The 26,582-nt window shown below is 59.7% G+C and carries 25 protein-coding genes; 9 read left to right on the forward strand and 16 right to left on the reverse strand.

What is annotated here, in order from left to right; translation table 11 throughout:
- Positions 1-101 precede the first annotated feature (101 nt).
- Positions 102-668, reverse strand: a complete 567-nt coding sequence (ahpC, locus tag AB731_RS04130; RefSeq protein ID WP_047092301.1) for an alkyl hydroperoxide reductase subunit C — start codon at positions 666-668, stop codon at positions 102-104.
- 214 nt (positions 669-882) lie between these two features.
- Entirely contained in the window at positions 883-1,950 is a 1,068-nt protein-coding gene (aroC, locus tag AB731_RS04135) for a chorismate synthase (protein WP_047092300.1), read from the reverse strand.
- 333 nt (positions 1,951-2,283) lie between these two features.
- Here aroC and ruvA point away from each other — a divergent pair, with 333 nt between their 5' ends.
- The 3 genes from ruvA to ruvB are packed head-to-tail and all read left to right on the forward strand — an operon-like array spanning position 2,284 to position 4,470.
- Positions 2,284-2,895, forward strand: a complete 612-nt coding sequence (gene ruvA, locus AB731_RS04140) for a Holliday junction branch migration protein RuvA (RefSeq protein WP_047092299.1) — start codon at positions 2,284-2,286, stop codon at positions 2,893-2,895.
- A 10-nt stretch (positions 2,896-2,905) separates the two neighbouring features.
- On the forward strand, positions 2,906-3,445 hold the full coding sequence (locus AB731_RS04145; protein WP_052768847.1) for a DsrE family protein: 540 nt from the start codon (positions 2,906-2,908) through the stop codon (positions 3,443-3,445).
- Complete coding sequence (ruvB, locus tag AB731_RS04150; protein ID WP_047092297.1) at positions 3,442-4,470, forward strand: Holliday junction branch migration DNA helicase RuvB; 1,029 nt, start codon at positions 3,442-3,444, stop codon at positions 4,468-4,470. The genes AB731_RS04145 and ruvB overlap by 4 nt, the downstream gene beginning before the upstream one ends.
- A 497-nt stretch (positions 4,471-4,967) precedes the next feature.
- Here the strand turns inward: ruvB and AB731_RS14085 are convergent, their stop codons facing one another.
- Positions 4,968-6,212 carry a hypothetical protein gene (locus AB731_RS14085; protein WP_162199453.1) on the reverse strand — a complete coding sequence of 415 codons (1,245 nt, stop codon included), beginning with the start codon at positions 6,210-6,212 and terminating at the stop codon, positions 4,968-4,970.
- Between AB731_RS14085 and AB731_RS14090 the strand changes: the two genes are divergently transcribed.
- Positions 6,211-6,303, forward strand: coding sequence for a PEP-CTERM sorting domain-containing protein (locus AB731_RS14090; RefSeq protein WP_082126333.1), 93 nt, complete (start codon positions 6,211-6,213; stop codon positions 6,301-6,303). The two genes, AB731_RS14085 and AB731_RS14090, sit on opposite strands and share 2 nt — an antisense overlap.
- A gap of 238 nt (positions 6,304-6,541) precedes the next feature.
- On the opposite strand, the gene AB731_RS04165 is transcribed toward AB731_RS14090, so the two are convergent.
- On the reverse strand, positions 6,542-6,994 hold the full coding sequence (locus AB731_RS04165; protein ID WP_052768846.1) for a rhodanese-like domain-containing protein: 453 nt from the start codon (positions 6,992-6,994) through the stop codon (positions 6,542-6,544).
- Positions 6,994-9,666 (reverse strand): aconitate hydratase AcnA, encoded by a 2,673-nt coding sequence (gene acnA, locus AB731_RS04170; RefSeq protein ID WP_047092295.1) that lies wholly within the window; start codon positions 9,664-9,666, stop codon positions 6,994-6,996. Before acnA ends, AB731_RS04165 begins: the two co-directional genes overlap by 1 nt.
- 101 nt (positions 9,667-9,767) lie before the next feature.
- On the opposite strand from acnA, the gene AB731_RS13935 reads away from it, so the two are divergent.
- The gene (locus AB731_RS13935; protein ID WP_156167351.1) at positions 9,768-10,010 is read left to right on the forward strand and encodes a hypothetical protein; all 243 of its coding nucleotides are present in this window, start codon (positions 9,768-9,770) and stop codon (positions 10,008-10,010) included.
- Here the strand turns inward: AB731_RS13935 and AB731_RS04175 are convergent.
- Positions 10,007-10,888, reverse strand: coding sequence for a DMT family transporter (locus AB731_RS04175; protein WP_047092294.1), 882 nt, complete (start codon positions 10,886-10,888; stop codon positions 10,007-10,009). The genes AB731_RS13935 and AB731_RS04175 overlap by 4 nt on opposite strands.
- A gap of 143 nt (positions 10,889-11,031) precedes the next feature.
- Here AB731_RS04175 and AB731_RS04180 point away from each other — a divergent pair, with 143 nt between their 5' ends.
- Entirely contained in the window at positions 11,032-12,387 is a 1,356-nt protein-coding gene (locus tag AB731_RS04180; RefSeq protein ID WP_082126392.1) for a L,D-transpeptidase family protein, read from the forward strand.
- A 43-nt stretch (positions 12,388-12,430) separates the two neighbouring features.
- On the opposite strand, the gene AB731_RS04185 is transcribed toward AB731_RS04180, so the two are convergent.
- From AB731_RS04185 to ispG, 7 genes are all read right to left on the reverse strand, one after another.
- The gene (locus AB731_RS04185; RefSeq protein WP_064971797.1) at positions 12,431-13,198 is read right to left on the reverse strand and encodes a murein L,D-transpeptidase catalytic domain-containing protein; all 768 of its coding nucleotides are present in this window, start codon (positions 13,196-13,198) and stop codon (positions 12,431-12,433) included.
- Positions 13,199-13,426: 228 nt separating this feature from the next.
- On the reverse strand, positions 13,427-14,353 hold the full coding sequence (locus tag AB731_RS04195) for a hypothetical protein (protein ID WP_156167353.1): 927 nt from the start codon (positions 14,351-14,353) through the stop codon (positions 13,427-13,429).
- Positions 14,354-14,364: 11 nt separating this feature from the next.
- Positions 14,365-14,919: a retropepsin-like aspartic protease family protein gene (locus tag AB731_RS04200; RefSeq protein ID WP_052845691.1), complete on the reverse strand. Its 555-nt coding sequence runs from the start codon at positions 14,917-14,919 to the stop codon at positions 14,365-14,367.
- A 24-nt stretch (positions 14,920-14,943) separates the two neighbouring features.
- Positions 14,944-15,885, reverse strand: coding sequence for a histone deacetylase family protein (locus AB731_RS04205; RefSeq protein ID WP_047092291.1), 942 nt, complete (start codon positions 15,883-15,885; stop codon positions 14,944-14,946).
- A gap of 8 nt (positions 15,886-15,893) precedes the next feature.
- On the reverse strand, positions 15,894-16,457 hold the full coding sequence (locus tag AB731_RS04210; protein WP_047092290.1) for a thioredoxin family protein: 564 nt from the start codon (positions 16,455-16,457) through the stop codon (positions 15,894-15,896).
- Positions 16,457-17,908 carry a hypothetical protein gene (locus AB731_RS04215; RefSeq protein WP_047092289.1) on the reverse strand — a complete coding sequence of 484 codons (1,452 nt, stop codon included), beginning with the start codon at positions 17,906-17,908 and terminating at the stop codon, positions 16,457-16,459. The genes AB731_RS04210 and AB731_RS04215 overlap by 1 nt, the downstream gene beginning before the upstream one ends.
- A gap of 69 nt (positions 17,909-17,977) precedes the next feature.
- Entirely contained in the window at positions 17,978-19,117 is a 1,140-nt protein-coding gene (gene ispG, locus AB731_RS04220; protein ID WP_047093051.1) for a flavodoxin-dependent (E)-4-hydroxy-3-methylbut-2-enyl-diphosphate synthase, read from the reverse strand.
- 181 nt (positions 19,118-19,298) lie between these two features.
- Here ispG and AB731_RS04225 point away from each other — a divergent pair, with 181 nt between their 5' ends.
- Genes AB731_RS04225 through AB731_RS04235 form a run of 3 tightly spaced genes read left to right on the forward strand, consistent with a single transcriptional unit; the run spans position 19,299 to position 23,435 of the window.
- The gene (locus tag AB731_RS04225; protein ID WP_047092288.1) at positions 19,299-20,594 is read left to right on the forward strand and encodes an MFS transporter; all 1,296 of its coding nucleotides are present in this window, start codon (positions 19,299-19,301) and stop codon (positions 20,592-20,594) included.
- Positions 20,595-20,640: 46 nt separating this feature from the next.
- A complete protein-coding gene (locus AB731_RS04230; RefSeq protein WP_047092287.1) occupies positions 20,641-21,645 on the forward strand; it encodes a zinc transporter ZntB in 1,005 nt (334 codons plus the stop codon).
- Positions 21,646-21,677: 32 nt separating this feature from the next.
- Positions 21,678-23,435: a cation:proton antiporter domain-containing protein gene (locus tag AB731_RS04235; protein WP_047092286.1), complete on the forward strand. Its 1,758-nt coding sequence runs from the start codon at positions 21,678-21,680 to the stop codon at positions 23,433-23,435.
- 9 nt (positions 23,436-23,444) lie between these two features.
- Here AB731_RS04235 and AB731_RS04240 read toward each other — a convergent pair whose 3' ends face one another.
- The 3 genes from AB731_RS04240 to AB731_RS04250 all read right to left on the reverse strand — a co-directional run bounded on the left by AB731_RS04240 (position 23,445) and on the right by AB731_RS04250 (position 26,518).
- Positions 23,445-24,695: a sensor domain-containing phosphodiesterase gene (locus AB731_RS04240; RefSeq protein ID WP_052768844.1), complete on the reverse strand. Its 1,251-nt coding sequence runs from the start codon at positions 24,693-24,695 to the stop codon at positions 23,445-23,447.
- Between the two features lie 61 nt (positions 24,696-24,756).
- On the reverse strand, positions 24,757-25,302 hold the full coding sequence (locus AB731_RS04245) for a GNAT family N-acetyltransferase (protein ID WP_231638835.1): 546 nt from the start codon (positions 25,300-25,302) through the stop codon (positions 24,757-24,759).
- Positions 25,303-25,348: 46 nt separating this feature from the next.
- Positions 25,349-26,518 carry a mechanosensitive ion channel gene (locus tag AB731_RS04250; RefSeq protein WP_047092285.1) on the reverse strand — a complete coding sequence of 390 codons (1,170 nt, stop codon included), beginning with the start codon at positions 26,516-26,518 and terminating at the stop codon, positions 25,349-25,351.
- Positions 26,519-26,582 lie beyond the last annotated feature (64 nt).

The following is a 26,582-nucleotide window of genomic DNA, read 5'->3' on the forward strand; positions in this document are numbered from 1 at the left end:
CGGAGCGAGGGAGGGGGGGTGCTCCGGGCCTTCTTGCGACCCGGACCGGGGGGCGGTCCGAGTGAAACGCGGCGGGCCGAAGCCCGGACGCGCAATTTCAATTAGATCTTGCCGACCAGGTCGAGCGAAGGTGCAAGCGTGTCGCTGCCTTCTTCCCATGCGGCGGGGCAGACCTGACCCGGGTTGGCGCGTACGTACTGCGCGGCGCGGATCTTGCGGACGAGTTCGTTCGCGTTGCGGCCCACGCCTTCACAGGTCTGTTCCATGATCTGGATCACGCCGTCGGGATCGACCACGAATGTCGCGCGGTCGGCAAGGCCAACGCCTTCACGCAGCACATCGAAATTGCGCGCAAGATTGTGGTTCTGGTCGCCCAGGAAGGCGAACTTCAGCTTGCTGATCTTGTCAGAGCTGTCGTGCCATGCCTTGTGGCTGAAGTGAGTGTCGGTGGATACGCCGTACACGTCAACGTCCAGCTTCTGCAGCATGTCGTAATGTTCGCCGAGGTCTTCGAGCTCTGTCGGGCATACGAAGGTGAAGTCGGCTGGGTAGAAGAAGAAGATCGCCCACTTGCCCTTCACGTCTTCGTCGGTGACATCGAAGAAGTCCTTGTCCGCCTGAAATGCGGTTGCCGTGAACGGTTTGATCTGGCTGCCGATAATACCCATGTGAAATTTTCCTGTCTGATTGGTGCGAAAGTCAAAGCCCCGAAATGAGGCGGTTTGATCTGATAACGCACGACAGGTAGGATTTGTTGCAATGCACAAAAGCGATATTGTGCGATAAGTATCATCGGAATAATCGATTAAGGGCGTAGAACTTTCATAAAGTGCAACAGGTGGTGCGTTCTACGCAACACTTACGCGATGGCGGAGGTAGCTTTCAGCCGCATTGCGCGCGGTGAAGCAGTTTCTGATCCGCCAGCACCAGCGCCATCATCGCCTCTACCACCGGCACACCGCGAATGCCGACGCAAGGGTCATGACGGCCCTTGGTGCGGATTTCGGTCGCTTCGCCCGAACTGGTAATCGTCTCGACAGGGGTCAGGATGGAGCTGGTCGGCTTGAACGCCACACGCGTCACAACTGGCTGTCCGGTCGAAATGCCGCCCGCGATGCCGCCCGCGTGATTGGCGCTGAATTCCGGTCCATCCTCGCCGGGGCGCATCGGATCGGCATTGCCTTCACCAGACAGGCGCGCTGCGGCGAAACCGTCGCCAATCTCCACGCCCTTTACCGCATTGATGCTGACCATGGCGGCAGCGAGTTCGCTGTCCAGCTTTGCATAGACCGGTGCGCCCCAACCGGCGGGAACGCCGGTCGCTTCGCAGGCCACACTCGCGCCGAGTGATGACCCGGCTTTGCGCGTTTCATCGATTACGCTTTCCCAATGGGCCGCGGCTTGCGCATCGGGGCAAAAGAACGGGTTTTCGCGGATTTGCCCTGCGTCGAAGCGGGAATAGTCGATCGGATGCTCGCCAATTGCTTCGGCCCATCCGGTGATGGTGACTTCGGGAATGACCAGCCGCGCGATTGCGCCTGCTGCCACCCGCGCCGCTGTTTCGCGTGCGCTCGACCGTCCGCCGCCGCGATAATCGCGGAAACCGTATTTCGCATCATAAGTGTAGTCCGCATGGCCGGGGCGGTATGCCTTGGCGACTTCGGAATAATCCTTGCTGCGCTGGTCGGTGTTCTCGATCATCAGGCTGATCGGCGTGCCGGTGGTGCGTCCTTCGAATACGCCTGAAAGAATGCGCACCTCGTCCGCCTCCCGCCGCTGCGTGGTGAAGCGGTTCTTGCCGGGCTTGCGCGCATCAAGGAAGGGCTGGATATGCTGTTCGCAAAGTTCGATGCCCGGCGGGCACCCGTCAACCACCACGCCCAATGCAGGCCCGTGGCTCTCCCCCCATGTGGTGAAACGAAAGACGCGTCCGAATGTGTTCCAGCTCATGCGGCGTCCTTTGCGCGATTGTTTCGCGTCTGTCGAGTTTCCTACACGGCCTTTGAGGTGCAAGCCTGCCGGCCATGAAATGCTCCCGCCTTTCGGAACAGTGTTTTTATGCGCCGATGTGTCACCCTGCTCGGCGCAGCGCTTTTCGGGATGTAACGATCTGGAATTGTTTGCTTTTGATCGTAAGAATGCATGGGTTACACACTGTAACCTTTGTCACCCTGTTTGCAGGCCCGGGTGCACGCGTCCCGCGACATTGCGGACAAATTGCGCTTGGTGCTGGCAAATTGATCCAGCGACGGGCAGAGAACAAACCATGATTGCAAAGCTGACATGATTGCTAAGTTAACTGGACGCTTGGACGAAAGCGGCGAAGACTGGGCCGTGCTCGATGTGCAGGGCGTGGGCTATCTGGTCCACTGCTCCAACCGGACGCTGGCCGCGCTCGGCGGTTCGGGGGAGATGTGCACCGTCTACACCGATTTGCAGGTGAGCGAGAACGACATGCGCCTGCTTGGCTTTGCCGACGCCGGAGAACGCGACTGGTTCCGCCTTCTCACACAGGTCCAGGGCGTGGGCAGCAAAGTGGGGCTGGCGATCCTCTCGGCATTGTCGGCTGGCGAACTGCGCGATGCCTGTGCGGCGGGCGACGCGGCGACTGTGGCGCGCGCGAACGGCGTGGGCCCAAAGCTGGCCGGTCGCATCGTGAACGAATTGAAGGACAAGGCCCAAGCTCTACCAGGCGCAATGCCGGGAGTTTCGGTTGGCGGAACGATGATCTCCCATGCGGGCGGAGCAAGCGCCGATGCAGTCAGCGCCTTGCAGAACCTCGGCTTCAAGCCTGCCGTTGCGGCTCAGGCCGTGGCGCGTGCGCAGGAAGAACTGGGCGAGGGTGCTGCCGAGGGCGATCTTATCCGCGTGGCGTTGAAAAAGGCGGCAGGGTAGGAGAATGACGATGAGATGCGTTCTGATTTTCGCTGCCTTGGCCTTCGCCGCCCCCGCTGCAGCACAGGATACCGAGTGGCAGCTTGGCCCCATTTTTGCGGATTTCGGCCCCCATGCCGCAGTGGAGGGTGTCGAGGATTTTCCCGCCGATACCGAACTGGCACACAGCTTCGACGTGGCAGACCGCGCCGAAGGGGATCGTCGCAATCGCGGCTTTGAAAGCGCTGCGCGGTTCATCAATATGCACGCCGCCCACGGGGTGGACCCCGCCAATATGCGCGCCGCCGTTGTGGTGCATGGCAGCGCCGTGCTCGACCTGCTGACCGATGAGGCGCTTGTGGCGCGCGAGGATGAGCGGGAAAGCAACGCCAGCGGCGCGATGGTCCGCGAAATGCTGGACCACGGCGTGCGCTTTATCGTCTGCGGCCAAAGCGCGGCAGGGCAAGGCGTGGAACGCGGCGACCTGATTCCTGGCGTGGAGATGGCGCTTTCTGCGATGACAGCGCATGCGCGGTTGCAGCAGCAGGGATATACGGTGAACCCGTTTTGACCGACCAACCCATCCACTCCCCCGACCGCCAGCCGGAAGATCCGGACGCGGCTCTGCGTCCGAAAACGCTCAAGGAGTTCATCGGGCAGGAAGCGGCGCGCGATAATCTGCGCGTCTTTATCGAAGCGGCGCGTGGCCGGTCCGAAGCGATGGACCATGTGCTGTTCTTCGGCCCTCCCGGCCTTGGCAAGACCACGCTGGCGCAGATCGTTGCGCGGGAACTGGGCGCAGGGTTTCGGGCCACGTCCGGCCCGGTTATCGCCAAGGCAGGCGATCTGGCGGCGCTGCTCACCAATCTTGAGCCGAACGACGTGCTGTTCATCGACGAAATCCATCGCCTCAATCCGGTGGTGGAGGAAGTGCTCTATCCTGCGATGGAGGACCGCGCGCTGGACATTATTATTGGGGAGGGGCCGTCTGCCCGATCCGTGCGGATCGACTTGCCGCCCTTCACGCTGGTGGGGGCAACCACGCGCCAGGGCCTGCTGACCACGCCGCTGCGCGACCGGTTCGGCATCCCAGTGCGGCTGGTGTTCTACACGCAGGAGGAACTCACGCAGGTCGTCACCCGCGGGGCGCGGCTGCTGGGAATGCCGGTCGATCCCTCCGGCGCGGGCGAGATTGCGCGGCGTTCCAGAGGCACGCCCCGCGTTGCCGGACGATTGCTCCGCCGAGTGCGGGATTTTGCGCAGGTGATGGGTGAAAGCACCGTGACCGATGCCATTGCAGACGAGGCGTTGACCCGGCTGGAAATCGATGCGCTGGGCCTGGATGCCATGGACCGCCGCTATCTTACCATGATTGCCACCACCTATAAGGGCGGGCCCGTAGGTGTCGAAACGCTGGCTGCCGGCCTCGCCGAACCGCGCGATACGGTGGAGGATGTGATCGAGCCTTACCTCATCCAGCTGGGCCTGATCGCGCGCACAGCGCGGGGGCGCTGCCTGAACGATGGCGGATGGAATCACCTGGGTCTGCCTGCTCCGAATGGCCAGCAGGAGGGGCTGTTCGACGGAGACAAATGATCGCATTTCATTAAGGTTTTGTGCGCAATTGCAGGCAATTCGGTTCCATTGTGGGACACAAGCCTCCGAGCCGCGGAAATCCGGTATTTTAATCGCAGTTCAGGTCACGAATTCATGGTTAATACCATTGCCGTGACTGCATTTCCAAGTCTCTTTGCCAGAACGCGAAAGAAGCCGTCGGCGCCATTGAGGGTGCTGCAGGCTGGCTTCGCGGAAAAGTGAAAGAGATTATTCATGTCGGTACGCATGGCTATTGCGAAACTGAGCGCCGCAGCTGCAGGCGGAGCAATCATTGGTGGAGGCGCTGTTCACGTCGCTGAACCGCAGACCTCCGTTGTCCGCTACAAATCGGACGATGCTGGCGCTGGCGAACTCATCGATGTGAAAACAGACGGTGAGCGTCCAGTGGTCCACACTGCGCGCCGCACTGTCGATCCACGTCCGCAGCGCCGTTTGCGCCGGACAATCGAACGCGTTTGCTGTGACGAAGAGCCTGATTACGAACTGGCGGGCGTTCCCCTGCCACTTCCAGCCTTGCCGAGCGCACCATTGCGCGGCGGCGGCGGTGGCCAACCGGTAGTGATCGGAGGCGGCCTGGGTGGCGGCGGCTTCGGCGGCGGCTTCTTCGGCGGTTTCTTTGGCGGCAGCAGCGGCGGCGGCAGCGCCAGCGCGGTAGTCGACATGAGCACAACCACAACAACAACCGGCGGCGAAGGCACCAGCGGTTCGAGCGGCGATATCATTATTGATATCGACAACTCCTCAACAGGCTCCTCGACCTCCACATCGGGCGGTTCCACCTCGACCTCCGGCGGCTCGACTTCCACATCGGGCGATGTCAGCAGTTCTTCGGGAACGGTAACAAGTACGTCTTCTACCGGTGAATTCTCGAGCACCACGTCCTCCTCAACCGGCGGCGTGACCAGTACGACATCATCTTCCACGGGCGGCGTGACCAGCACTACCGGCGGTGTGACGAGCACTACTGGCGGCGTGACGAGCACGTCATCGTCTTCCGGTAATGTGACCTCGTCGACTTCGGGCTCCAGCTCGTCGTCTACTTCTTCCAGCACCAGCTCTTCGGGCGGCGGTAGCACCAGCACCTCGACCAGCAGCGGCACTTCGGGAACGAGCGGCACATCCGGTACGTCGGGCACGACCGGCCATCCGGGTACGTCATCGGGTACCTCTGGCACCAGCGGTACATCAGGCGCTTCGGGCACGTCGACCACGACGGGCGGCATAACTAGCACTGGCGGCTCGACCACATCCACCACGTCGGGCGGAATCAGTTCGACCACGACCACGGGCGGCGTGACCAGCACCACCAGTGGCGGCAACACCACTTCCACCACCACCAGCGGGACGACGACAACCACCGGCGGATCGACCACCACGACCGGGGGCTCCACCACCACGGGCGGGACTTCGGGTACAAGCGGCACCTCCGGCACGACTAGCGGCGTCAGCACCTCGACATCGACCAGCACCGGCGGGGTCAGCACGACAACTGGCGGGGTTAGCACTACCACCGGCGGCGTTACATCCACCACGTCCAGCTCTGGCGATGTGACCAGCTCGACCAGTTCGTCCAGCTCCACCTCGACCAGTTCGTCGACCTCAACGTCGACCAGCTCTTCGAGCAGCACAAGCACCAGCTCGGGTACGACCGGGACCAGCGGAACTTCGGGCACGAGCGGAACGTCCGGCACCACCGGTACGCCGGTTCCGGCACCAGGCATGTTGCTGTTGTTCGGTGCAGGCGCAGGCGCAGTCTTTGTGCGGCGCCGCCGCAGCAAGAAGAACGGCAATCAGGAAATGGCAGCCGCCTGACCGGCAGCCTTCATCTTCCTACAAAAAGGGCGGCCTTAGCGGGCCGCCCTTTTTCGTTTCAGCCTGTTTCGTTGACCCAATCGACCCGGTCAAGAGTGAGGCTTTCGCCAAGCTTTCAGATTTCCTGATAAACTTGGCCCTTCAGTTTCACTGCTCCGTTGATGTGGCCGCCCGCATCGTGCTTCTCCCGCCCAGCTGCAATCAGCAAGCATGAGCAATAACCTGTGCGCCGACAGACCTATTGGGTGGGAGCGACCCCGATCACATCGCCGCCGGCCTCTTCCCAGGCTATAATCCCGCCCGCCAGATGGCGCACAGTGCTGCCGGTATGTTCGGCAAGCATCTGCGCGGCCTGCTCCGACCGGCGTGCGGAGCGGCAGTAGAGGATCGTTTCGCGGGTGTTCTCGACAGGAATGCTGGCGGCATCAAAGGTTTCGACAGGAGCGTTTAGCGAACCTGGCAACCGGCCGGCGCCAAACTCCTCTGGCGTACGAACATCCACCAGAACGACTTCGCCGCGTGCTATCAGCGCGTTCAGTTCTGCCACGTCGAGCGTCTGGACCATCGCCGCAGAAGCGCGCGCACTTTCGAATGTCCCGGCCGCCATCGCCTCGGGTGTCGGCAGTGCGCGCTCATTCGAGCAGGCAGTTAATGCCAACAATGCCGAGGCGATAAGCAGGCCTCGCATCATCAGGACGCCAGTTTGCGTAGCACGTAATGGAGAATGCCGCCGTTGCGGTAATATTCCATTTCGTTGGCGGTATCGATGCGGCATTTGGCCATGAAGCTCATGGTAGAGCCGTCAGCCTTGGTGACTTCGACTTCGACGTCCTGGCTTGGCGAGAGACCGCCAAGACCCTTGATGCTGAAAGTGCAATCGCCGGTCAGACCGAGGCTATTGCGGGTATCGCCGTCGTTGAACTGCAAAGGCAGCACGCCCATGCCGATTAGGTTGGAGCGGTGAATACGCTCGTAGCTTTCCACGATCACGGCGCGCACGCCCAGCAGGATGGTACCCTTGGCTGCCCAGTCGCGGCTGGAGCCGGTGCCGTATTCCTTGCCTCCGATGACCACCAGCGGCGTGCCGTCCGCCTTGTGTTTCATCGCCGCATCGTAAATCGGCATTTGTTCGCCATTGTAGGTGGTCTCGCCACCTTCAACGCCGGGCACCATTTCGTTCTTGATGCGGATATTGGCGAATGTGCCACGCATCATGACTTCATGATTGCCGCGGCGTGAGCCGTAGGAGTTGAAATCCTTCTTCGGCACCTGATGGTTCACGAGGTAGGAGCCAGCGGGGCTGTCTTCCTTGATCGAACCGGCCGGGCTGATGTGGTCGGTCGTCACGCTGTCACCCAGAATGGCGAGCGGTTTTGCGCCCTCGATATCCTTGATCGCGTCCGGCTCCATGCTCATGCCGTCAAAATAGGGCGGGTTGGCGACGTAGGTGCTGGCGGGGTTCCAATTGTAGGTGTCGGATGCATCGACCTTGATCGCCTGCCAGTGCTCGTCACCCTTGTAGACATCGGCATACCGGGCTTCGAACATGGAGCGGTCGATATTGGCGGCGCGGTTCTCTGCGATTTCAAGGTTCGACGGCCACAGATCGGCCAGCATGACATCATTGCCGTCCTGATCCTGACCGATTGGCGTGGTGGTGATATCCTGTGTGACCGTACCCTTCAGCGCATAGGCTACCACCAGCGGCGGCGATGCGAGGAAGTTCGCGCGCACGTCGGGCGATACGCGGCCTTCGAAGTTGCGGTTGCCAGAAAGCACGGACGCAGCGACCAAATCGTTGTTGTTGATGGCGGCGCTGATTGGCGGGGCCAGCGGGCCGGAATTGCCGATGCAAGTGGTGCAGCCGTATCCGACGAGATCGAAGCCGATAGCGTCAAGGTCTTCCTGCAGGCCGCTCTTGACCAGATAGTCTGTAACCACCTGTGATCCGGGGGCGAGGCTGGTCTTGACCCAAGGCTTGGGCATCAGGCCCTTTTCGCGCGCCTTCTTGGCCACAAGGCCAGCGGCGATCAGCACATCGGGGTTGGAAGTGTTGGTGCAACTGGTGATGGCTGCGATCACCACGTCGCCGTCACCGACATCGTGATCCTTGCCTTCGACTCTCACGCGTGCCGGCGCATCCTTGCCGTAGACTTTCTTGAGGTCGGAATTGAACAGCTCGTCCACTTCGGGCAGCGCAACACGGTCCTGCGGGCGCTTGGGGCCGGCAAGACTCGGCACGACGGTAGCCATGTCGAGTTGGAGCGTGCTGGAGAACACGGGCTCCGCCTCAGGCGTGAACCACATGCCTTGCGCCTTCGCATAGGCTTCAACCAAAGCGATAGTTTCTTCAGGGCGGCCAGTAAGGCGCAAATATTCCAGCGTCTTGTCGTCAATGCCGAAGAAGCCACAGGTCGCGCCGTATTCCGGCGCCATATTGGCGATGGTTGCGCGGTCAGCAAGGCTGAGGTTCGCAACGCCGGGGCCATAGAACTCCACAAAGCGGCCGACCACGCCATGTTCGCGCAGCATCTGAACGCAGGTAAGCACCAGATCGGTGGCAGTCACGCCCTCGGCCATTTTTCCGTCGAGGCGGAAGCCGGCAACTTCGGGAATCAGCATGGAAATGGGCTGGCCGAGCATGGCCGCCTCTGCTTCGATCCCGCCAACGCCCCAGCCAAGCACGCCAAGGCCGTTGATCATGGTGGTGTGGCTGTCTGTGCCGACGCAGGTGTCGGGATAGGCGACCAGTTCACCGTTCTGGTCTTCGGAAGACCATACGCCCTTGCCGATGTGTTCCAGATTGACCTGATGGCAAATGCCGGTGCCCGGGGGCACTGCGGAGAAGTTCTCAAGGCTGACCGCGCCCCATTTCAGGAAGTCATAGCGTTCTGCGTTGCGTTCATATTCGAGCGCCATGTTCTGCTCGAACGCCTTGGGGTGGCCGAATTCGTCCACCATGACAGAGTGATCGATGACGAGGTTTACCGGCACCTGCGGATTGATTTTCGCGGTATCACCGCCCAGCTTGCCGATGGCATCGCGCATCGCGGCCAGATCGACAACGCAGGGCACGCCGGTGAAATCCTGCAGCAGCACGCGAGCGGGGCGGTACTGGATTTCATTTCCGGTCACGGGGTTCTTCTGCCAGTCCACGATGGCGCGGACATGCTCCTCACCCACAGTGAAGCCTTCATCTTCGAAGCGGAGCATGTTCTCCAGCAGCACTTTCATCGAGTGCGGCAGGCGGGAAACATCGCCGAATTTCTCTTCCGCTGCGCTGAGCGAATAATAGGCGTAGCTTTTGCCGCCCACTTCAAGTGTCTTACGAGTTCCGAGCGAATTGGCGCCGACCTGGGTCATGTGCTGCATTTCCTGTTAAAGAGTTGCGGTTGTGGCCTTCAATCTGCGAGGGGGAAGGCCATGTTTGAGGGCGACCTGCGCGTTTGACGCTGCCTCGTCAAGTGGTCGGTTTCAAATTGATCACATGGGGAATTTTGTTACGGCCTGACGCAAGCAAAGGAATGGTAATGGCAATCGGAAGTCCAAAACGCAAAAAAGCCCCGCTTGGTGTGTTTGTCATGATCATTGCGTTGGTGCTGGCGGCATTTTTCGGCGCGGCGGCGGGACTGATCTGGCAAAGTTCAGACTGGCTTTCTGAGGCGCCTGAGGAAGAAGTGCTGACAAAGCAGCGCTCGCTCTCCTAGGTCACCTTCACCTTGCGCCTCGGCGCAGCAATCCAGCAGCCGACCATGATCAGTACCGCGCCGGCAATTGTAGTGGGGGTCACCGTTTCCCTGAAGAACAGCCATCCAAATAGCGCGGCCCACAGAAAACCGGTATATTCGACCGGCACCAGCGCCTGTGCTTCTGCACGGGCAAAGGACCAGGCCACTGCGATGGATCCTGCCACGGTCAGGGCAGCGGCAATGGCAATAGTGCCAAGCGCCTCAGCGCTGGGCGCAGCAAAAAAGAACGGTGCGGCGAGCAATTGAACCAGCCCACCGATACCGGCGTGGAACGTCGCCACCTCCAGCGGTCCGGCAGCTTGTGATTGGCGCCGGATTACCACGAAATTATAGGCATATAACATCGCTGACACCAGCAGTGATGCAATGCCCAGCGCCACGCCTTCGTCAAAATCGCTGCGCCCGAGCCGTCCACTGATGATCACAAGCGTTCCGGCCAGCCCGAGGATAGAGGCAAGGACCGCCCCGCGCCCGATTGTCTCTCCCAGGAAGATCCGTGCAAAATACAGTGCCAACAGCGGCGCGACGAAGCTGATTGCGATGGCCTCTGCAATGGGCAATCTGGTAAGTGCGAAGAAAAAAGTCAGCGCCATCAGCGCAGAGACCACGCCGCGTTCGATATGCAGCTTCATCACCTGCCAGCGCGGCCAGGCGAAGCCGCGGGCCAGCCATAAGGGCGCGACGATAGCTGCTGCCATCAATGATCGCAGCAGTGATGCGGTGTATACCCCGCTTGCCAAGGAAGCCTCTTTCATGAACGCGTCCATCAGCGACAGAAAGCCGACGCCGGCCAGCGCGGCGAGATAAGGCAGAAGGGGGCGATCCGGCTGTTCCATCGGCATTGCCTGTACGGGCGAAGCGTGCCGCCGTCACCTGCCAGAATTCTCGGTTCAGCCCTGTGAAAGCGCACATGCTTGATAGATTGCGCTTAAACCGCCAAAGTCGGTGGGTGATGAAAGATAACAGGGATAAGAAACTGATGCGTTTCGTAGGTGTTTTCGGCGCTGTTGCAGCTACTGCAATGATTACCGGGCAGGGCTATGCCCAGACCCTTTTTGCGCAAGACATCCTGCAGGAAGACGATGCGGCGCAGGTAACTGAAACGCCCGGCGTTTCATCCCAGGAAATCGTACAGGAAGTTCCGCTCCTGCCGATGGTGCAGGAATGGTCGATCGACAATGCAAACGCGCTTCTTGCCGCGATTGATGCCGTTGAGGCCGAGGGCCTGAGCCCTGCCGATTATCGCCCGGATCTTCTGCGTGACGAAATTGCCAACGGCCCGAGCGCGGAGCTGAATTTGCGCGCCAGCGGAACGTTCACGTGGCTCGTCGAAGATCTGCGCGATGGCCGCACCCCGATGGAATCGCGCCGCCAATGGTTCGTGGTCGACCCCGATTCAGACCTGCTGCCAACGGGCCAGTTGATGGAAGAGGCGGTGGCGGGGGGCGATGTTGCCGGCGTGCTTGCCTCACTCAATCCGACCCATCCCGATTACGCAGCCTTGCGGAGCGAACTGGCCGAAACACCGCAAAGCGATACAGAGCGCCGCCGCATCATTCGTGCAAACATGGACCGCTGGCGCTGGCTGGCACGTGATCTGGGCGGACAATATCTGATCACCAATGTGCCGGAATACCAGCTGCGGCTGACGGTCAATGACCGCATCATCAGTACCTATCGCACTATTGTTGGCGCACCGGGGCGCACAGCCACGCCGCAACTGGCGGAGACTGTGGAAGGTGTCGTATTCAACCCGACATGGACCGTGCCGCAAAGCATCGTGCAAGGTGAAGGTCTGGGCGAGCGTGTCCTGAACAATCCGCGCTGGGCGCGCAACAATGGCTACACCGCGACCCGCGGAGCGAATGGCTGGATCAGTGTTGTGCAGCAGCCAGGGCCGGGCAATTCTCTTGGCCGGATGAAGCTGGACATGCCCAATCCTCACGCAATTTTCCTGCACGATACGCCTGCCCGTAACCTGTTCGGCAGCGACAACCGCGCACGCAGCCACGGCTGCATCCGCGTGGAACGCGCGCTGGAACTGGCGATGACAGTGGCAATCCTGGGACGGGGTGCTTCGCGGGACGAGGCGGTCGAAATTTCCACCAGTGGCGAGTACACCCGCGTGCCGGTTGAACGGACCATGCCGGTCTACATCACCTATTTCACGATGGGCGTGGATATCGACGGGAATCTGCGCAATTTCGAAGATATTTACGAACGTGATGCGCCCGTTCTTGCTGCCATTGATGCGCCGCGCCAAGGCAATCGCGCCCGCGCCACGAGCGAAGAAGTCATCGAAATCGAAGACGATATACGCACAACTGTGAGCTGATTGTCCCCCTGCGAAGGCTATTTGTCGGGACTATTCTCCGGCCCTATTCCCCGGGACTGATCGCCAGCCCCGGATTGGCTGCTGCATAGATATCCGCCAATTCGCTGGAGCCTGTTGACTGCGTAACACCCCCGCGATTTTCTGCGGCGAGGGCAGCAAAATCGACTTGCGCCTGCGCGGGCCGCGCGATGTCTTCGCCATTCGCGCCAATCCCCAGCGTATCGGCGAAAATCAGCCGGCCACCTGACAGGCGATACAATATCTCCGGAAACACTTCCGGACCGAAAGCCGGGCAACCATTGGATCGGCCAAGGCGGCCCCAGCGCTCGACATGAGCAGCGCTGGCATAATTTGCCGAATGCAAGACAATGGCGCGCATCAAGGCGTTGGAATTGTCGGCATCCAGCCCGCCAAGACGAACTGACGTTCCGTAACGCCCTTCATACCATTCCCAAGTGGCATAGGCCCCGCGGCTTGTTGCCCAGCTGTTTTCGAGATTGGAAAAGCCGTTTAGCCAGCCATCATGCTCCGGATCAGAGCCGCTGCCGTGGGTCACCAGAACAGATTTGACTGTCGCCGCTTCCAAATTGACGAGGTGAAAACGCGGCTGGCTGGAATGGAGGCCAAAATCGGCAATGCCAACGGTATCGCGGTGCCAGATCGCACTGCCGGCCCGGGCGACTTCGCGCGCGGCCACATCAAGAATTCGGCGGGTAAGCGGATCGGGCGCTGCCTGCGCGAAAACACGGGCTGGCGATGCGAGCGCGGCGGCGCCGGCAAGACTTCCGGCGATAAGTTGACGGCGATTCATTGCACTATCTTGCACGAAGTAGATGAACCGTGTCTATCTGGAAGAGAATACGTAAAGATTATAAAGGGATAGCGCTGTTGAAAAATGCCATTATCGGGAACATCAAAGAAATCTGGACCTGTCCCGAGGTCATTGATCACGATAAGACCCCCGATAATATTGCATACGGAGAGGGCGGCGCCGGCATGGAGGGTGTGGCACCCTATTCGTCCACCGACTCATAACGGGCTACCGCTTTTTCAGCCGCTCGATGGCTTGCTGACTGGCACGGATATAGGCGCCATTGTCGTGCCGATGCGTGCCGACAAAATGCACGAAGCTGGTGTCCTCGCCCCAATCTTGCGCCCAATAATTCGAATAGCGATGATAGGGCAGCACGGCGGGTGAAGATTCATTGGCCAGCAAGAAGTTGGAAGTCACCTGTTCCGTTCCCCAGATTGTGACGTCATCCTCGCCAATCATCCGCTTCATTTCGGACAGGAATGCAGATGCCAGGCCGCGTCCGGCACCCATTGCCGCAAATCCGGCAAATCCGGAACAGCCCCTGGCATAGCGCCATCCGCGTTCCGGATTGATGGTGATCATCGCATCTTCGATACGGGACTGCACATGTTCGTGTTCACGGCCATTGCCATAAAAACGCTGGTGAAATTCCTGCAACGGCAGCGGCCCGTCGGACGCTGCCTCTTCGCCGAGAAACAAGAAGCTGCGGTTGCGGGCGATGGCTTCGGCAACTTCGGGAACCGGCCCGAGCGTTACTGTGTCGCTGTCCAGTTGGATCCAGTATTCGCTCGTCCGCCGGTCGATAATGGTCAGTAGCCGTTCCCATGTGCCGCCTTTCGGGAATTCTCCCAATATCACATCCTGAATGCGCATGATTTCGGGATCGCCGCAGTGATGGGCAAGGATCGCACGGTCTTGCGCGGTCAGCGTACCATCATCGAGAATGGCGACGCGGCCGCGCCCAAGCTCGCCCCACAGGCTTTTCACCGCGACCAGATAGGGCAGCAAAACGGCCGTGCCGATCATGGAGAAAATCACCACGCCATCTTTCCTGGATACGATGGGCGGGGTGTGCAGAATGCCGGAAATCGCCTCGGCATGGCGATTGGCCTCGATTTTTGTGCGCCAGCGGCGGGGGAGAAGGCTATTCATATTCATGCTTCTCAATTCTCCAGGACCATTTTGTCGCCGGCGATTTCCACCGAATCCACGGTCGAAAGAAATGATTGGCCAAGCAGTGATATGCCAAGACCTTCAGGAATGATCAGCGCGTCGACATCGCGCGCTTCGAAATTGCCGAGGGTTACGGTGCTAAGGCGCGTTTGCACCCCGCGGACGGGACCGCTGGCACCCTGTGCCACGACGGCAACCGTGCTCGGATCCCAGTGCAGTCCTATCGCCTCCGCATCGTCGCCAGTTAGCGCAATAACGCTAGCGCCGGTGTCGACCAACATTCGACTGGGGACGCCGTCGACTGTGACATCGGCATAAAAGTGCCCGTCAACTTCGCGGTCAAGCGTGACGTCTGCAGCCCATGTGGCGGGCTCATTCGGCCCGGTTACGGCCGCCAGTGTTTCATTGCTGTCCCGGGATGAGCGATCGTCCAAGGCGATCTGTTCGGCACCCGGTTCCGGTTCGGGTGATATGATCGGCAGGGCAAGGCCGACAAGCCCGCCGCCGACCAGAATGCAGGCCAGAAGAATTCGCATATCCATCATGCGCGTAAATATAACTTCAGGGCCTTAAACCCCGGTAAAGACTGCCTCTACTCTTTTCAGTTCGTCCAAGGGTGCCAGCGGGAACGCCATGGCGAGCATGGACCGGGCGTGGCGCGCGGCGACCTTGCGCTGGTCGGTGCCATATCCACCGCCCAGAGCGCTGGCTATGGGAAGGCCCTTTCCATATGCCTGATCAACAACATAGCGGTCCCGCGCGACCAACCCCGCATCGCTCAATGCCAATCGGCCAAGCTTATCATCTTCATGCGGATCGACACCTGCCTGATACAGCACGATATCGGGCGAGAAGCTTTCCATGATACCCGGCAAATGCTGCTCGAGCATTTCCAGATAGGTATAATCGCCCACTCCATCCGGCAGAGCGACATCCAGCGTAGAGCGGGCTTTTCTGGCGGGGAAATTCTTTTCGGCGTGGAAGGACAGCGTGAACACGTCTTCGCGCCCGGCCATAAGGCTGGCGGTGCCATCGCCCTGATGCACATCGCAGTCGACGATCAGCACCCGTCTTGCATCGCCTTCTGCAAGTAGTCGGTTGGCGGTGACGGCCAGATCGTTGAATACGCAATAACCAGCACCCGTATCGTGCAGGGCATGATGGCTGCCCGCAGCGCTGTTGGCGGCAAAGCCATGCACCATCGCAAGCTTTGCAGCCAGCCAAGTGCCACCATTGGTGTGCCGTACGCGGCTGGCAATCCGCTCTGTAACCGGAAAGCCGATGCGCCGTTCCTTGTCACGCGGGACATTGGCGTTGAACACTTGTTCGACATAATCGGGGCAATGCACAGCCTCCAGCCAAGCGCGCGGCATGGGGTCCGGTGCATGTTCGGTGATGGCAAATCCGCTGCTACGCAGTGCTTCCATCACCAGATAATACTTATCGAATTTGAAGCTGCCGCGCGTAGGCTGCGGGGCCATGTAATCGGCATGATGAACAACGTGCAGCACGGGATCAGCTATTCAGCGATTTCAATGCCTTCGACGGGAACGATCGAGCGGGCAGGGCGGTGCGCCAGTTCTGCCAGCTCTGTATAAATTTCGTCCTCGCTGCGGCTCGCGGCATTACGCCAGGTGGTCGCTGTGTCTGAATTCACGAGCAGGCCTTCGGGTGTCACGACCAAGAGATTTGGCGTTCCCGGCAATTCTTCCAATCCGAACCGCTGGGCAATTTCCAGATTGTGCCCATCGCCGGTCTGCGGCAGACCGATGTTGACGAATACCAATTCAAAATGTTCGTCCATCAGGGCGGTAAAACGCTCCGTGCCCAGCCATCCTGCAAGCGCGCGGCTATCATGACACCAGTTCGCGCCCATCACCAGCAACAGGCGGGTGTCCTCTGCCGCGGCCCGCGCAAGCGCGGCTTCGACTTCTGCCATCGGATCTGCCGTTACAGCGTAAGAGGTAGCCTCAGGATGAGCGGGCATTTGCGCCTCCGCCGATTGTCCGGCCTGGGTGGTGCAACCTGCGAGCGCAAGTGGCGCGGCGATTACGAAGGCCAAAGCGGCAAATGGTTTTTTCATTACCTGTCCCGATGCCCCTGCTGCGCAGCGATTGCAAGGCGTTGCAAGCCGGGCAAACCCCGCTCGACCGCCGGCGCGAACCCCGCCATCACCGCCAGGCGCGGATCACCGTCCGCCATCATTTTTGCTACCGTTGTGCCTGTCGGATCGAGCCGAGCCTTTGCCAACCAAGCCGATATCAGGGGGTCTTTCGACCATTTCCCGCGGTTCATCAGATTGGCCAGCATTCCAAGCGGATAGGTGTTTGGCGTATCGGTGAGCGGCGCGGGCATGGCTATCGCATTCTTGGCCGCGTCATCATCGAAATGAACCTCGATAAAGGCGGTAAGCGCCGCGCTGAGCGTCACTAGCGGAACATGGACCGGCTGCAGCACGATTGTGTCACCGCGAAATTGCGGTCCGTGCACACGGCTTTCGCTGAACGGCACTGCCGATGCCGTGCAGTCGATAAACAGCGCATCATTGGGGACCGTTTCCTCCCCATCGGCAAAACGCATACGGCCCGGCGCAATCGCACTTACTCGCCCGCGCCGAATGACATTGGTTATGGTGCGCAGCAGGGCGATTTCGCCTTCGGAGATGGTCGCATAGTGGAACATTTCCGGCTTCACGCTTTCATCGATGCGCAGCATGTAACCGCCTTGTCCGAGGATCTCGAACATTGCGTCGCCGGTCTCTGCCTCTGCCGCTGCATTGAGCTGGGCGATCTGGTTTTCCACCACACGTCCGAAAAACTCCGGACCGGGCTGAGAATATGTGCGGTTTATCAGCCAGCTGTCGCGGGGACGGACGCAGCTGATTTTATCTGGCGAAACACCGGCCTGAAGCAGCCAGACGCCCGCATCCATCGCCGTCTTGCCGGCGCCAACGATGACGTAATGGCCGGGAAGGTCGTCACCGCGCATCCATAGATTGGGCAGATCGCCGGGCACGGCGAAAGGGGTGCCGTCTGCTATGGTGTATTGCGGCGTATGGGTGGCGGGGACGCTGGTCTTGTAGAAGGTCCCGTCGACTGTCTTGCGGCGCACCGTGATGCTGGTGGTCTTGCCGGGCAGGATCGATTTGAAAGCACCCACACCGTCCGCACCGGTGCCCATATATTCGCATAGAGGATGATAATCGACGCGTCCGCTTGGCAGGAAACGGCGGTCCATCAGCTGCGCGAAATAGGCGCTGACCTGCAGGCCACTGGCGAGCGGGAACAGACCTTTGTTGGGGCCGTGAACTTCCGGCACGTCATCCCCGAAGCCCATCGAATTGACGCCATAGAAAGCGCTCGGCTGATGCAGGGCGACAAACCCATAGGCATCGTTCCAGTGCCCGCCGGGTTTGGCGTGCATGTCCACAATGGTAACATGGCAATCGGGATCTTCATCGAGCAAGGTATCGACGAAGGCGAGACTGACGGCGCCCGCACCAATGATCAGATAGTCGGTGGCAAGATCGGTCATATCGCGGCCCTCGCAGCTTCGAGGCGGAGCCTCTGGATCGTCAAGCTCACGCCGTGCTGCGCTCTGCCGTTATTGTGCTGCCTCGGCATGCGGATCGAACGCGGTGGAAGCGCCGCTTTCTATTTCGGCAGCCTTGGCTTCTACCAGCGAGACAATGTGATCGAGCATACTGTCGCTTTCGACCGTGTGATCGGTAACGCCGGACAGATACACCATGTGCTTGCCCGCGCCGCCGCCGGTAATGCCGATATCGGTTTCGCGCGCTTCGCCGGGGCCATTGACCACGCAGCCGAGCACGGAAAGGCTCATCGGTGTCTTGATGTGCTCCAGCCGCGCCTCAAGCGCCTCAACCGTGCGGATCACGTCGAAGCCCTGGCGCGAGCAGGATGGGCAGGACACCACCCGAACACCGCGCGTCCGCAGGCCGAGTGCTTTCAGCATCTCAAACCCGACTTTGACTTCCTGCTCCGGTTCGGCGGACAGGCTGACACGGATCGTGTCGCCAATACCGGCCCACAGCAGGCTGCCGATCCCGATAGACGATTTCACCGTCCCGCCAATCAAACCGCCAGCCTCTGTGATGCCAAGATGCAGCGGGCAATCGACCGTTTCGGCCAATGAATGATAGGCCGCCACCGCCAGGAACACATCGCTGGCCTTCACAGCCACCTTGAATTCATGAAAGTCGTGGTCTTGCAGCAGCTTGATATGATCCAGCGCGCTTTCGACCAGAGCCTCCGGGCAAGGCTCTCCGTATTTTTCCAGCAGATCCTTTTCCAGGCTGCCCGCATTCACTCCGATACGGATTGCGCAGCCATTGGCCTTGGCCGCGCGGACCACTTCGGCCACCCGCTCGCTGGATCCGATGTTGCCCGGATTGATCCGCAGGCAGGCTGCGCCCTTGTCGGCTGCTTCCAGCGCGCGTTTATAATGGAAGTGGATGTCAGCCACGATCGGTATGCCCGATGCGCGGGTGATCTGATCAAAATTCGCGGTCGATTCCGCCGTCGGGCAGGACACGCGGATAATATCTGCGCCGGCATCTTCGCAGCGGCGGATCTGGTCGATTGTGGCGCCCACGTCCTCCGTCGGTGTGTTCGTCATCGTTTGTACGGTGATTGGCGCATCGCCGCCAACAGGAACATTTCCAACCATGATCTGGCGGGATTTGCGGCGGTCTATCATGCGCCACGGGCGCACGGAGGATATGGCGTCTATGGACATAGCCGGGGATATAGCGGTCCCGGTGTGAAGGGGCAATGACACCTGCAGTTTGACTTCGCATATTCTTTGACCCATCGGTGTTCGGGAATTGTTCGTGCGCTAAACACGGTCATTCGGGTCTGCGTCATGGATTGCTGGGGGGCTGGCATTGTTTGCAAATCCGACGATGACGGATGGCCGCAAAATGCGGTTATCGACCATTTTAATCCTTTATCTAGCGCAAGGCATTCCCATCGGACTGCTCGAATTTGCCATTCCGGCGTGGATGGCAGCGAACAGCGCGACTGCAGCTGAAATCGGCTTCGTCATAGGCATGGCGTCAATCCCGTGGAGCCTCAAATTCATCAATGGCGCGCTCATGGACCGCTATGCTTTTCTGCCAATGGGGAGACGACGGGCATGGCTGATCGGCGCACAGACTGTCATCGTTGCAAGTCTCTTGATCTGCGCGCTCCTTGGACCAGGGCCGCGCGATGAAGTCATCCTCGGGGGAATTGCGTTCGTGGTAAGTCTTGCGGTGGTTTTCCAGGATGTCGCCGCAGACGCACTGGCTGTAGATATCGCGGATGAGGGTGAGCGAGGCTACACCGGTGGCCTGATGGCCGGAGGCCAGTCATTGGGCATCGCTATTGCCGCGGCATTGGCAGGCACCATCATCTACCTTTTCGGCGTGGGCGCAGCTTATATTGCGTGCGCGGCCCTTATCGCAGTCGTCACTGCCTATCTGGTGTGGGTAAGAGAACGGACCGGTGAACGGCGCCTTCCGTGGAGTCCCGGAAAATCACACGCTGCAAGCCTGGCCATTCAGGCCGACAACTGGTTTGTCTTGATCAAAGACGCGTTTCGCAATCTGTGGCAAAAGGACAGCATCATATGGTCTGGCGCGCTTTTCTTGCGCGGGATGGGCTATGGAACGATGGTGATTGCGACCCCGCTGATCGCGGCCAATTACGCAGGCTGGAACGAAGCACAAATAGGGACTGCGAACGGCACTGCGCAGCTATTGGCAGCCATTTGCGCGATGACAGTCGGCGGCTACTTGTGCACCAAACTTGGCGCCAAGCGTTTCCAGATCATGAGCTTCGCCGCATTTGTTGCGGCTGTGATCGGTTTCGTCCTGATGGAAGAATTTTGGCACCTTAGCGCGATGGTCTGGGCAATAATTGTCGGGTGGTCGGTGCTTTACGTTATCGTCGGAACGCCGATGTCTGCCATTGTGATGGCATTTTGCGATCCCAAGACCGGTGCGACACAGTTTTCGATCTATATGGCCTTCGTGAATCAGGGCACAAGTTTTGCCGGTTTCACTTTTGCCATACTGGCGGGAGCGGGCGGTGTGCAACTGACCCTGATTGCCCTTGCGGCAGCTTTCAGCGTCGCGCTCTGTCTAACGTGGCTCATTTCCTTGCCGACCAGAAAAGCCGTTGATGAACTCCCGATCGAGGTATCAGCAGTTGGTTGAACAGCTGCCGCATGACAGCAGAGCATCAAGCGGCTAAGTCTCGAAAATGACTTCCTTGTCGATCGATAATCAGAAACTTGATGGCCCTCTGCTATTCGCCCGGGTGCTGGATGGTGCAGGCGGCGGACGAAAAATCAGCTGGGACGAGGCAAGGGATTGGCAACCGGCAAGCGCTGCCGAAGTGCTCTGGATGCATCTTTGCCGCAGCGAGGCCGGCATCCAGGAATGGCTGGAAGAACAGCTGCGCATTCCCGAACCGACGGCCGAACTTCTGGTCAGCAATGAGACGCGGCCCCGCGCATTTGTGGAAGGCCAGGCATTGGTGGCCACTTTGCGCGGGATCAATTTCAATCCGGGCGCCCAGCCGGAAGACATGGTTGCGCTGCAATTGTGGTGCGATGGACAAAGGCTTGTCACGCTGCGCCGCAGTCCGCTGCAGAGTCCGCGCGATGTGCTCGCTACTATCGACAACAAGACTGGCCCGCGTGATGCTGGCCGCATCATTACCGAAATCGTCGAAGCGCTGATCAACCGGATGAACTCCTCCATTGTCGATATGAATTCAGTGATCGACGAAATGGAGGACGCGGGCTCCGGTGCGGATACCGACACCACTCTGGCCCGCATTGCCACTATCCGCCGCAACTGCCTTGCGCTGCAACGCCATATGGCTCCTCAACATGAAGCCCTGGAAAACATTTCACGAAGTGCCCCGGCTTGGTTTGAAGCTGATGATCGCCGCGAAATCGCCGAAAGCATTGACCGGCTGCGCCGCTTTCTCGAGGATATCAATATCTCCAAGGAAAGTGTTCTGGTGCTGCAGGATGATATCCGCGCCCGATCGCTCGCCAGTTCGGAACGCACAAACTATTTGCTGACTATTGTTGCGGCTATTTTCCTGCCTTTGGGGTTCCTGACGGGCCTGATGGGTATCAATGTCGGCGGAATGCCGGGAATTGATAATCCCGACGGCTTCTGGATCGTCACCGGTCTATGCGGTGCGATATTGACCATGCAATTGCTGCTGTTCTGGAAGTGGAAATGGCTGTGACCGGCACCAGGCGACGATAGGGGCGAAGGCTGATGGAACAACACGGCGGATTGATGCTGCGCGATGCGCTGCTGATGCTGGGCTTCGCCTTGGTGGCCGTTCTGGCATTTCGCCGGGCGGGATTGGGCGCAACATTGGGGTATCTGGTTGCAGGCGCATTGCTGGGCCCGCAAGTTTTCGGACTGGTTGGCAATGCAGAGGAAATGGCCACGGTTGCTGAACTGGGCATTGTGATGCTGCTGTTCGTGGTCGGTCTGGAACTGAGCCCGGCGCGGTTGTGGCGCATGAAGCACCTGATCTTCGGCCTTGGCCTGACGCAAGTTGTGGCCTGCGGGCTGGCAGTCACGGCGACTGTTCTGGCGCTGACCGGGTATACGACAGCGGCTGCGCTGGCGATCGGCCTGCCACTGGGGCTGTCCTCCACCGCGCAGGTTTTGCCGATGCTGCAATCGGCCGGGCGGATGCGTACGCCCTTTGGTGAAAAAGCCTTCGGTATCCTGTTGTTTCAGGACCTTTCGATCATCCCGCTGATCACGATTGTTGCCGCCATGAGCCGCAATCCAGCGACCGAAACCGGACCATCGGGATGGATGCTGGCGTTGATTACCGTGGGCGCGATTGCCGGGCTGATCCTTGCGGGCAGGCTGATTATTCGTCCGCTGTTCCGCCTGATCGGTAAATTGGGAGAGCGAGAGCTGTTCGTTGTTGCCGCGCTCTTCACCGTGCTTGCCAGCGCCTATGTGATGCAGGCGCTCGGGTTATCCGCCGCGCTGGGTGCCTTCATCGCCGGTGTCATGCTGGCCGATACGCCGTTTCGCCACGAGCTGGAGGCGGACATCGAACCGTTCCGGTCCATCCTGCTCGGACTGTTCTTCGTGGCAGTCGGTATGATGCTTGACCTTGGCGCGGTAGCAGAACAACCGCTGTTTGTGGTCGGATTTGCTGCACTGCTGATCATTGTGAAAACGGCTATCATTACCTGTCTTGGGTTGCTGGCGAAGATGACCTGGCGCGCCGCTCTCGCGCTGGGCTTGCTGCTTAGTCAAGGCGGTGAGTTTGCCTTTGTGCTCTACACTACCGCGCAAAACGCGATGCTTATCGAGCAGGAAACCGCCAGCGTGTTCGGGGCGATTGTGACCCTGTCCATGGCCGCCACACCATTCCTGATGATGGCCACAGCGCGCATCCGGAAAGAGCCCGGTGGGGAGGAAGAAACCCGCGAAGGCCCGCAGGCTGACGGCGCTGGCGCCCTGATTGTGGGCTACGGGCGGTTCGGCCAGAGCGTTTCCAACACGCTGCGCGCCGGCGGACTTTCCGTAACCGTGATCGACAAGAATGCCGAACAGATCGACATTGCGGAGGAGTTTGGCAGCAAGGTCTACTACGGCGATGGCACGCGAATGGATCTGTTGCGGCAAGCAGGCGGGGCAGAGGCGCAATTGATCATGTTCTGCATGGATGAAGTGCCGGACGCGGAATTGATCGAAGCTGTGCACGAAACATTCCCCGATGCGTTGATCTATGTGCGCGGGTTCGACCGCCGATCAGTGATCGCTCTTGCCGAAACAAGCGCCGAATATGTCGTGCGCGAAGTCCACGAATCCGCAATCTATATGGCACGGATCGCGCTGGAGAAGATCGGACTGAGCGAGGAGGAAATGGACCGCGCAGAGGCCACCTATCGGAAGAACGACCAGCAACGCATGGAGGTCCAGATCGAAAGCGGCGACATTTACGCAGCTCAGGAAATGACGCGCAAACAACAGAGCGAATTGCGCGGCGAGAACTGATCTTCAGCCCTATCCGCGGGTACTTCCGCCGAGCAGGAATTGCTGGGCGGCAACGATCGGGAGCGGGCGCGAATAGAGATAGCCCTGACCGCAATCGACGCCCAGATTTTTCATCGCCCGCGCTTCGTGTTCGGTTTCGATACCTTCCGCGACGACGATGCAACCGATTTCGCTGGCCAGCCTCACCAGCGCTGCAGTCATTGCCTTTCGGGCCGGATCGGCCTCGATGCCGCGCGTAAGCACCATATCCATCTTCAGGATATCCGGTTGCAGATCGACAATATGACGCAGCCCGGAATAGCCCGTTCCCACGTCATCGATCGCAATCCTGGCGTAGGCTTTCAGTGCGGCAATTTCCCGGGCCAGCTCTTCAAAGTCGGTGACCTGACAGTGTTCTGTGATTTCCACCACAAGGTTTTTCGTCTCTACCGTTTCGAGCAATTCGCGCAGGACGCCGGATGCCACGGTGGCGGGTGAAACGTTGATCGTGGCGTACATGTGATCCGGAATATGGGACAATGAATCGAGCGCGCAGCGCACAGCGGTCATTTCCAGTTCCTTGCCAAGTCCCACCAGTTCTGCATCGTCGAACCAGGCATCAGGCCCGCGCTTTGTCAGATCGGGGAACCGTGAGAGGCATTCAACGCCAACCGGCTCACCGGTTTTCAAAGAAATAATCGGCTGCTGGAAAGTCGACACGCCGTGACCGTCAAGCATGGATTCGACACGCTTTCGAGCCTCCATGAGACTCATCTCGCTTTCCAGCGAACTTTCGATCCGCTCTGCCGCAAGGCTGGCAAAGCTTTTGAGGATCGACAGGTCACGCTCGTTCATTGTGCGGTCGGGAGTTCGTCCCAAGGCGCAAAAGCTGCCCCAGACCGTGCCGTCTGCCAGTCTGAGCGGAGTGTTTACGTGACAGCCGACAGGCAGGAAATCCGTGATCGGCATGTCCCGCGTCATCGGATGATCGGCAGGGTCCTGGATCAATTCGGGCAAGCGGCCTTGCAGTACGTTCCAGCAATAGGTTCCTTCGCGGTCCTCTCGAAAACCCGGCCCCATCGGCAATTCCAGATCGGAACTGACATGGGTGAGCTCGCGTTGGCGGTTTTCGATGTAGCGCGATACGAACGCGATCTCGACGCCGAGATGCCCGCGCACACTCGCCAAAATGCGATCAATCGAGGAGTCGGACACCAGCTCATAGGGAAGCGGTGATGCAGGTGCCTCGAATTCGGGCAGGATATGAGCGACATTGGCCATACATCGGCTTGTGCAGGAAAACCCCTAAGGCTCGCTTAACTGCGATGCTTGGCGGAGGTGGTCAAAGCCGCAGTTCGTAAAGGAACTCGTCGTCACGGTGCAGGCCGACCCAAAAATCGATATCGGCGATCTTGGTAAAGCCATAACGGGCGTAAAATCGCTGCGCGCCGAAATTTTCGCTCCATACTGACAGTTGGATGGCATCACATTGGCGCGTCCTGGCCTCTGCAAGTGCCCATTCCATCAGCGCGCCGCCAATGCCCTCACCTATGCGATCAGGGTCGCAGTACAGCTGACCCAGACCAAGCGGATTGGCAGCATCCGAAAGCTCCTCATATCCGCTCGGCTGCTTGATTTTGACAAAGCCTGTCAGTGCGCCGTCCTCGCTGTCCTGTGCAAGCCGGTGCGTGACCGCAGGATCGGCGATTTCGGCAGCTACAGCCTCCACCGAATAGGCTTGATCCAGAAAAATGCCGAGGTCTTCCGTCCGGTACAGATGTGCAAAGGCCGCACAAAAGCTCGTCCTCCCCAAATGGGCGAGGTTTTCGGCATCCGATAAAGAAGCGGGGCGCAGGATCATCATCCTGCGCCCCGTATCCTTATTCATGGCCGGTCGTAAAGATCAGGCCGTTATCGACTTGGTGAGTGGGCGATTACTCACCCTTGCCAATCGTGCGATCCCATTCTTCCAGCTTCTTGGCGGCCCATTCGCGGCCACCAAGGCCGAAGGCGAGGGCGCCTGCGACAGATGCACCAATCACAAGCGCGCTAAAGGCGGTCTCGGTGATGATTTCCCCGACGCCGGTATAGCTGAGGCCCATGAAGGTGAAGATTATCACAGTAGCCCAGCGCACAATCATGCCGGGTGTGCCGCCAATCAGTTTGCCAAGCATATTGGCGATCAGGAAGCCTGCACCGATTACAACTGCGCCAAAGACCACGCGGCCACCAAGTTCGAGCACCTCGTTCAGGATCGCGGTAAGCTCGGGGAAGCCGAGCATACGTGTCGCGGCGATCGCGAAGAACAGGATAATGGCGATCTGCACAACGCGGGCGATGATGCCCGATGCGCTGGTGCCTTCGCCAACAAGGCCGGTTGCACTGAGCGAACGGTCAACACCAAGACCAGCCAGCAGCTCTGTCAGGATTCCGACCACGAACTTGCTGATCACATAACCAAGGCCGAGCAGGACCGCGGCAGCAATGATGCGCGGGATGGCAGCCATGATCATATTCAGCATCTCTGTCGCCGGACCGGAGATCGATGCGATATTCAGCACGCCCAGCGCGCCGATGGCGACAGGGATGGCGATGAAGATGTAGGCGATAGTTCCCAGCGTCTTGCTGATCGCTGTGCTGCCGGTGACTTCTTCCACATTGCCTGCGCTTGCCGTATTGGCGAAGCGGTCAACATTGAGTGTCTGCGCCGTTGTCACCACGATATCGCGGACGATACCTGCGATCATGAAGCCGACATAGGCGAGAATGCCCGCGCCGATCAGGTTCGGCACGAAGGCCACAACGTTTTCAAGCAACGAGTTGATCGGACCGGCAACTGCATTCAAGTTGAGCACTTGAAGGACAGCGAGAAGGCCGAACAGCCAGATAAAGAGCGAGACGATCTTGCCGAGCGAAACGCCGACGCTTTCGCCAGAAGCCGTGCCGCGCTGAAGCAGCGGAACAGCATCTACGAGCTTGGCAAAGGCCCATTTGGCGGCCTTGGCGAGAAGCCATGTGACGATGAGAATTGCGACTGCGAACCCGACCTTCTCTGCGATCTGCATCGCAAGATCGGGGTCAAAGCTTAGGCTTGAGCTTGGCATTTATATGTCCCCTGTTCTGATTATGCTGCCCCTATACCATGCCAGGGGGCAAACGGCTAACGCA

This window comes from Aurantiacibacter marinus (genome assembly GCF_001021555.1).
Taxonomy (GTDB): Bacteria; Pseudomonadota; Alphaproteobacteria; order Sphingomonadales; family Sphingomonadaceae; genus Alteraurantiacibacter; species Alteraurantiacibacter marinus.

Excerpts from the sequence above, each read along its gene's own strand:
- ahpC (WP_047092301.1), bottom strand. The coding sequence starts at position 668 with ATGGGTATTATCGGCAGCCAGATCAAACCGTTCACGGCAACCGCATTT.
- aroC (WP_047092300.1), bottom strand. The coding sequence starts at position 1,950 with ATGAGCTGGAACACATTCGGACGCGTCTTTCGTTTCACCACATGGGGG.
- ruvA (WP_047092299.1), top strand. The coding sequence starts at position 2,284 with ATGATTGCTAAGTTAACTGGACGCTTGGACGAAAGCGGCGAAGACTGG.
- AB731_RS04145 (WP_052768847.1), top strand. The coding sequence starts at position 2,906 with ATGAGATGCGTTCTGATTTTCGCTGCCTTGGCCTTCGCCGCCCCCGCT.
- AB731_RS14090 (WP_082126333.1), top strand. The coding sequence starts at position 6,211 with ATGTTGCTGTTGTTCGGTGCAGGCGCAGGCGCAGTCTTTGTGCGGCGC.
- AB731_RS14085 (WP_162199453.1), bottom strand. The coding sequence starts at position 6,212 with ATGCCTGGTGCCGGAACCGGCGTACCGGTGGTGCCGGACGTTCCGCTC.
- AB731_RS04165 (WP_052768846.1), bottom strand. The coding sequence starts at position 6,994 with ATGATGCGAGGCCTGCTTATCGCCTCGGCATTGTTGGCATTAACTGCC.
- acnA (WP_047092295.1), bottom strand. The coding sequence starts at position 9,666 with ATGACCCAGGTCGGCGCCAATTCGCTCGGAACTCGTAAGACACTTGAA.
- AB731_RS04175 (WP_047092294.1), bottom strand. The coding sequence starts at position 10,888 with ATGGAACAGCCGGATCGCCCCCTTCTGCCTTATCTCGCCGCGCTGGCC.
- AB731_RS04180 (WP_082126392.1), top strand. The coding sequence starts at position 11,032 with ATGCGTTTCGTAGGTGTTTTCGGCGCTGTTGCAGCTACTGCAATGATT.
- AB731_RS04185 (WP_064971797.1), bottom strand. The coding sequence starts at position 13,198 with ATGAATCGCCGTCAACTTATCGCCGGAAGTCTTGCCGGCGCCGCCGCG.
- AB731_RS04195 (WP_156167353.1), bottom strand. The coding sequence starts at position 14,353 with ATGAATAGCCTTCTCCCCCGCCGCTGGCGCACAAAAATCGAGGCCAAT.
- AB731_RS04200 (WP_052845691.1), bottom strand. The coding sequence starts at position 14,919 with ATGATGGATATGCGAATTCTTCTGGCCTGCATTCTGGTCGGCGGCGGG.
- AB731_RS04210 (WP_047092290.1), bottom strand. The coding sequence starts at position 16,457 with ATGAAAAAACCATTTGCCGCTTTGGCCTTCGTAATCGCCGCGCCACTT.
- AB731_RS04215 (WP_047092289.1), bottom strand. The coding sequence starts at position 17,908 with ATGACCGATCTTGCCACCGACTATCTGATCATTGGTGCGGGCGCCGTC.
- AB731_RS04225 (WP_047092288.1), top strand. The coding sequence starts at position 19,299 with ATGACGGATGGCCGCAAAATGCGGTTATCGACCATTTTAATCCTTTAT.
- AB731_RS04230 (WP_047092287.1), top strand. The coding sequence starts at position 20,641 with ATGACTTCCTTGTCGATCGATAATCAGAAACTTGATGGCCCTCTGCTA.
- AB731_RS04235 (WP_047092286.1), top strand. The coding sequence starts at position 21,678 with ATGGAACAACACGGCGGATTGATGCTGCGCGATGCGCTGCTGATGCTG.
- AB731_RS04240 (WP_052768844.1), bottom strand. The coding sequence starts at position 24,695 with ATGGCCAATGTCGCTCATATCCTGCCCGAATTCGAGGCACCTGCATCA.
- AB731_RS04245 (WP_231638835.1), bottom strand. The coding sequence starts at position 25,302 with ATGAATAAGGATACGGGGCGCAGGATGATGATCCTGCGCCCCGCTTCT.
- AB731_RS04250 (WP_047092285.1), bottom strand. The coding sequence starts at position 26,518 with ATGCCAAGCTCAAGCCTAAGCTTTGACCCCGATCTTGCGATGCAGATC.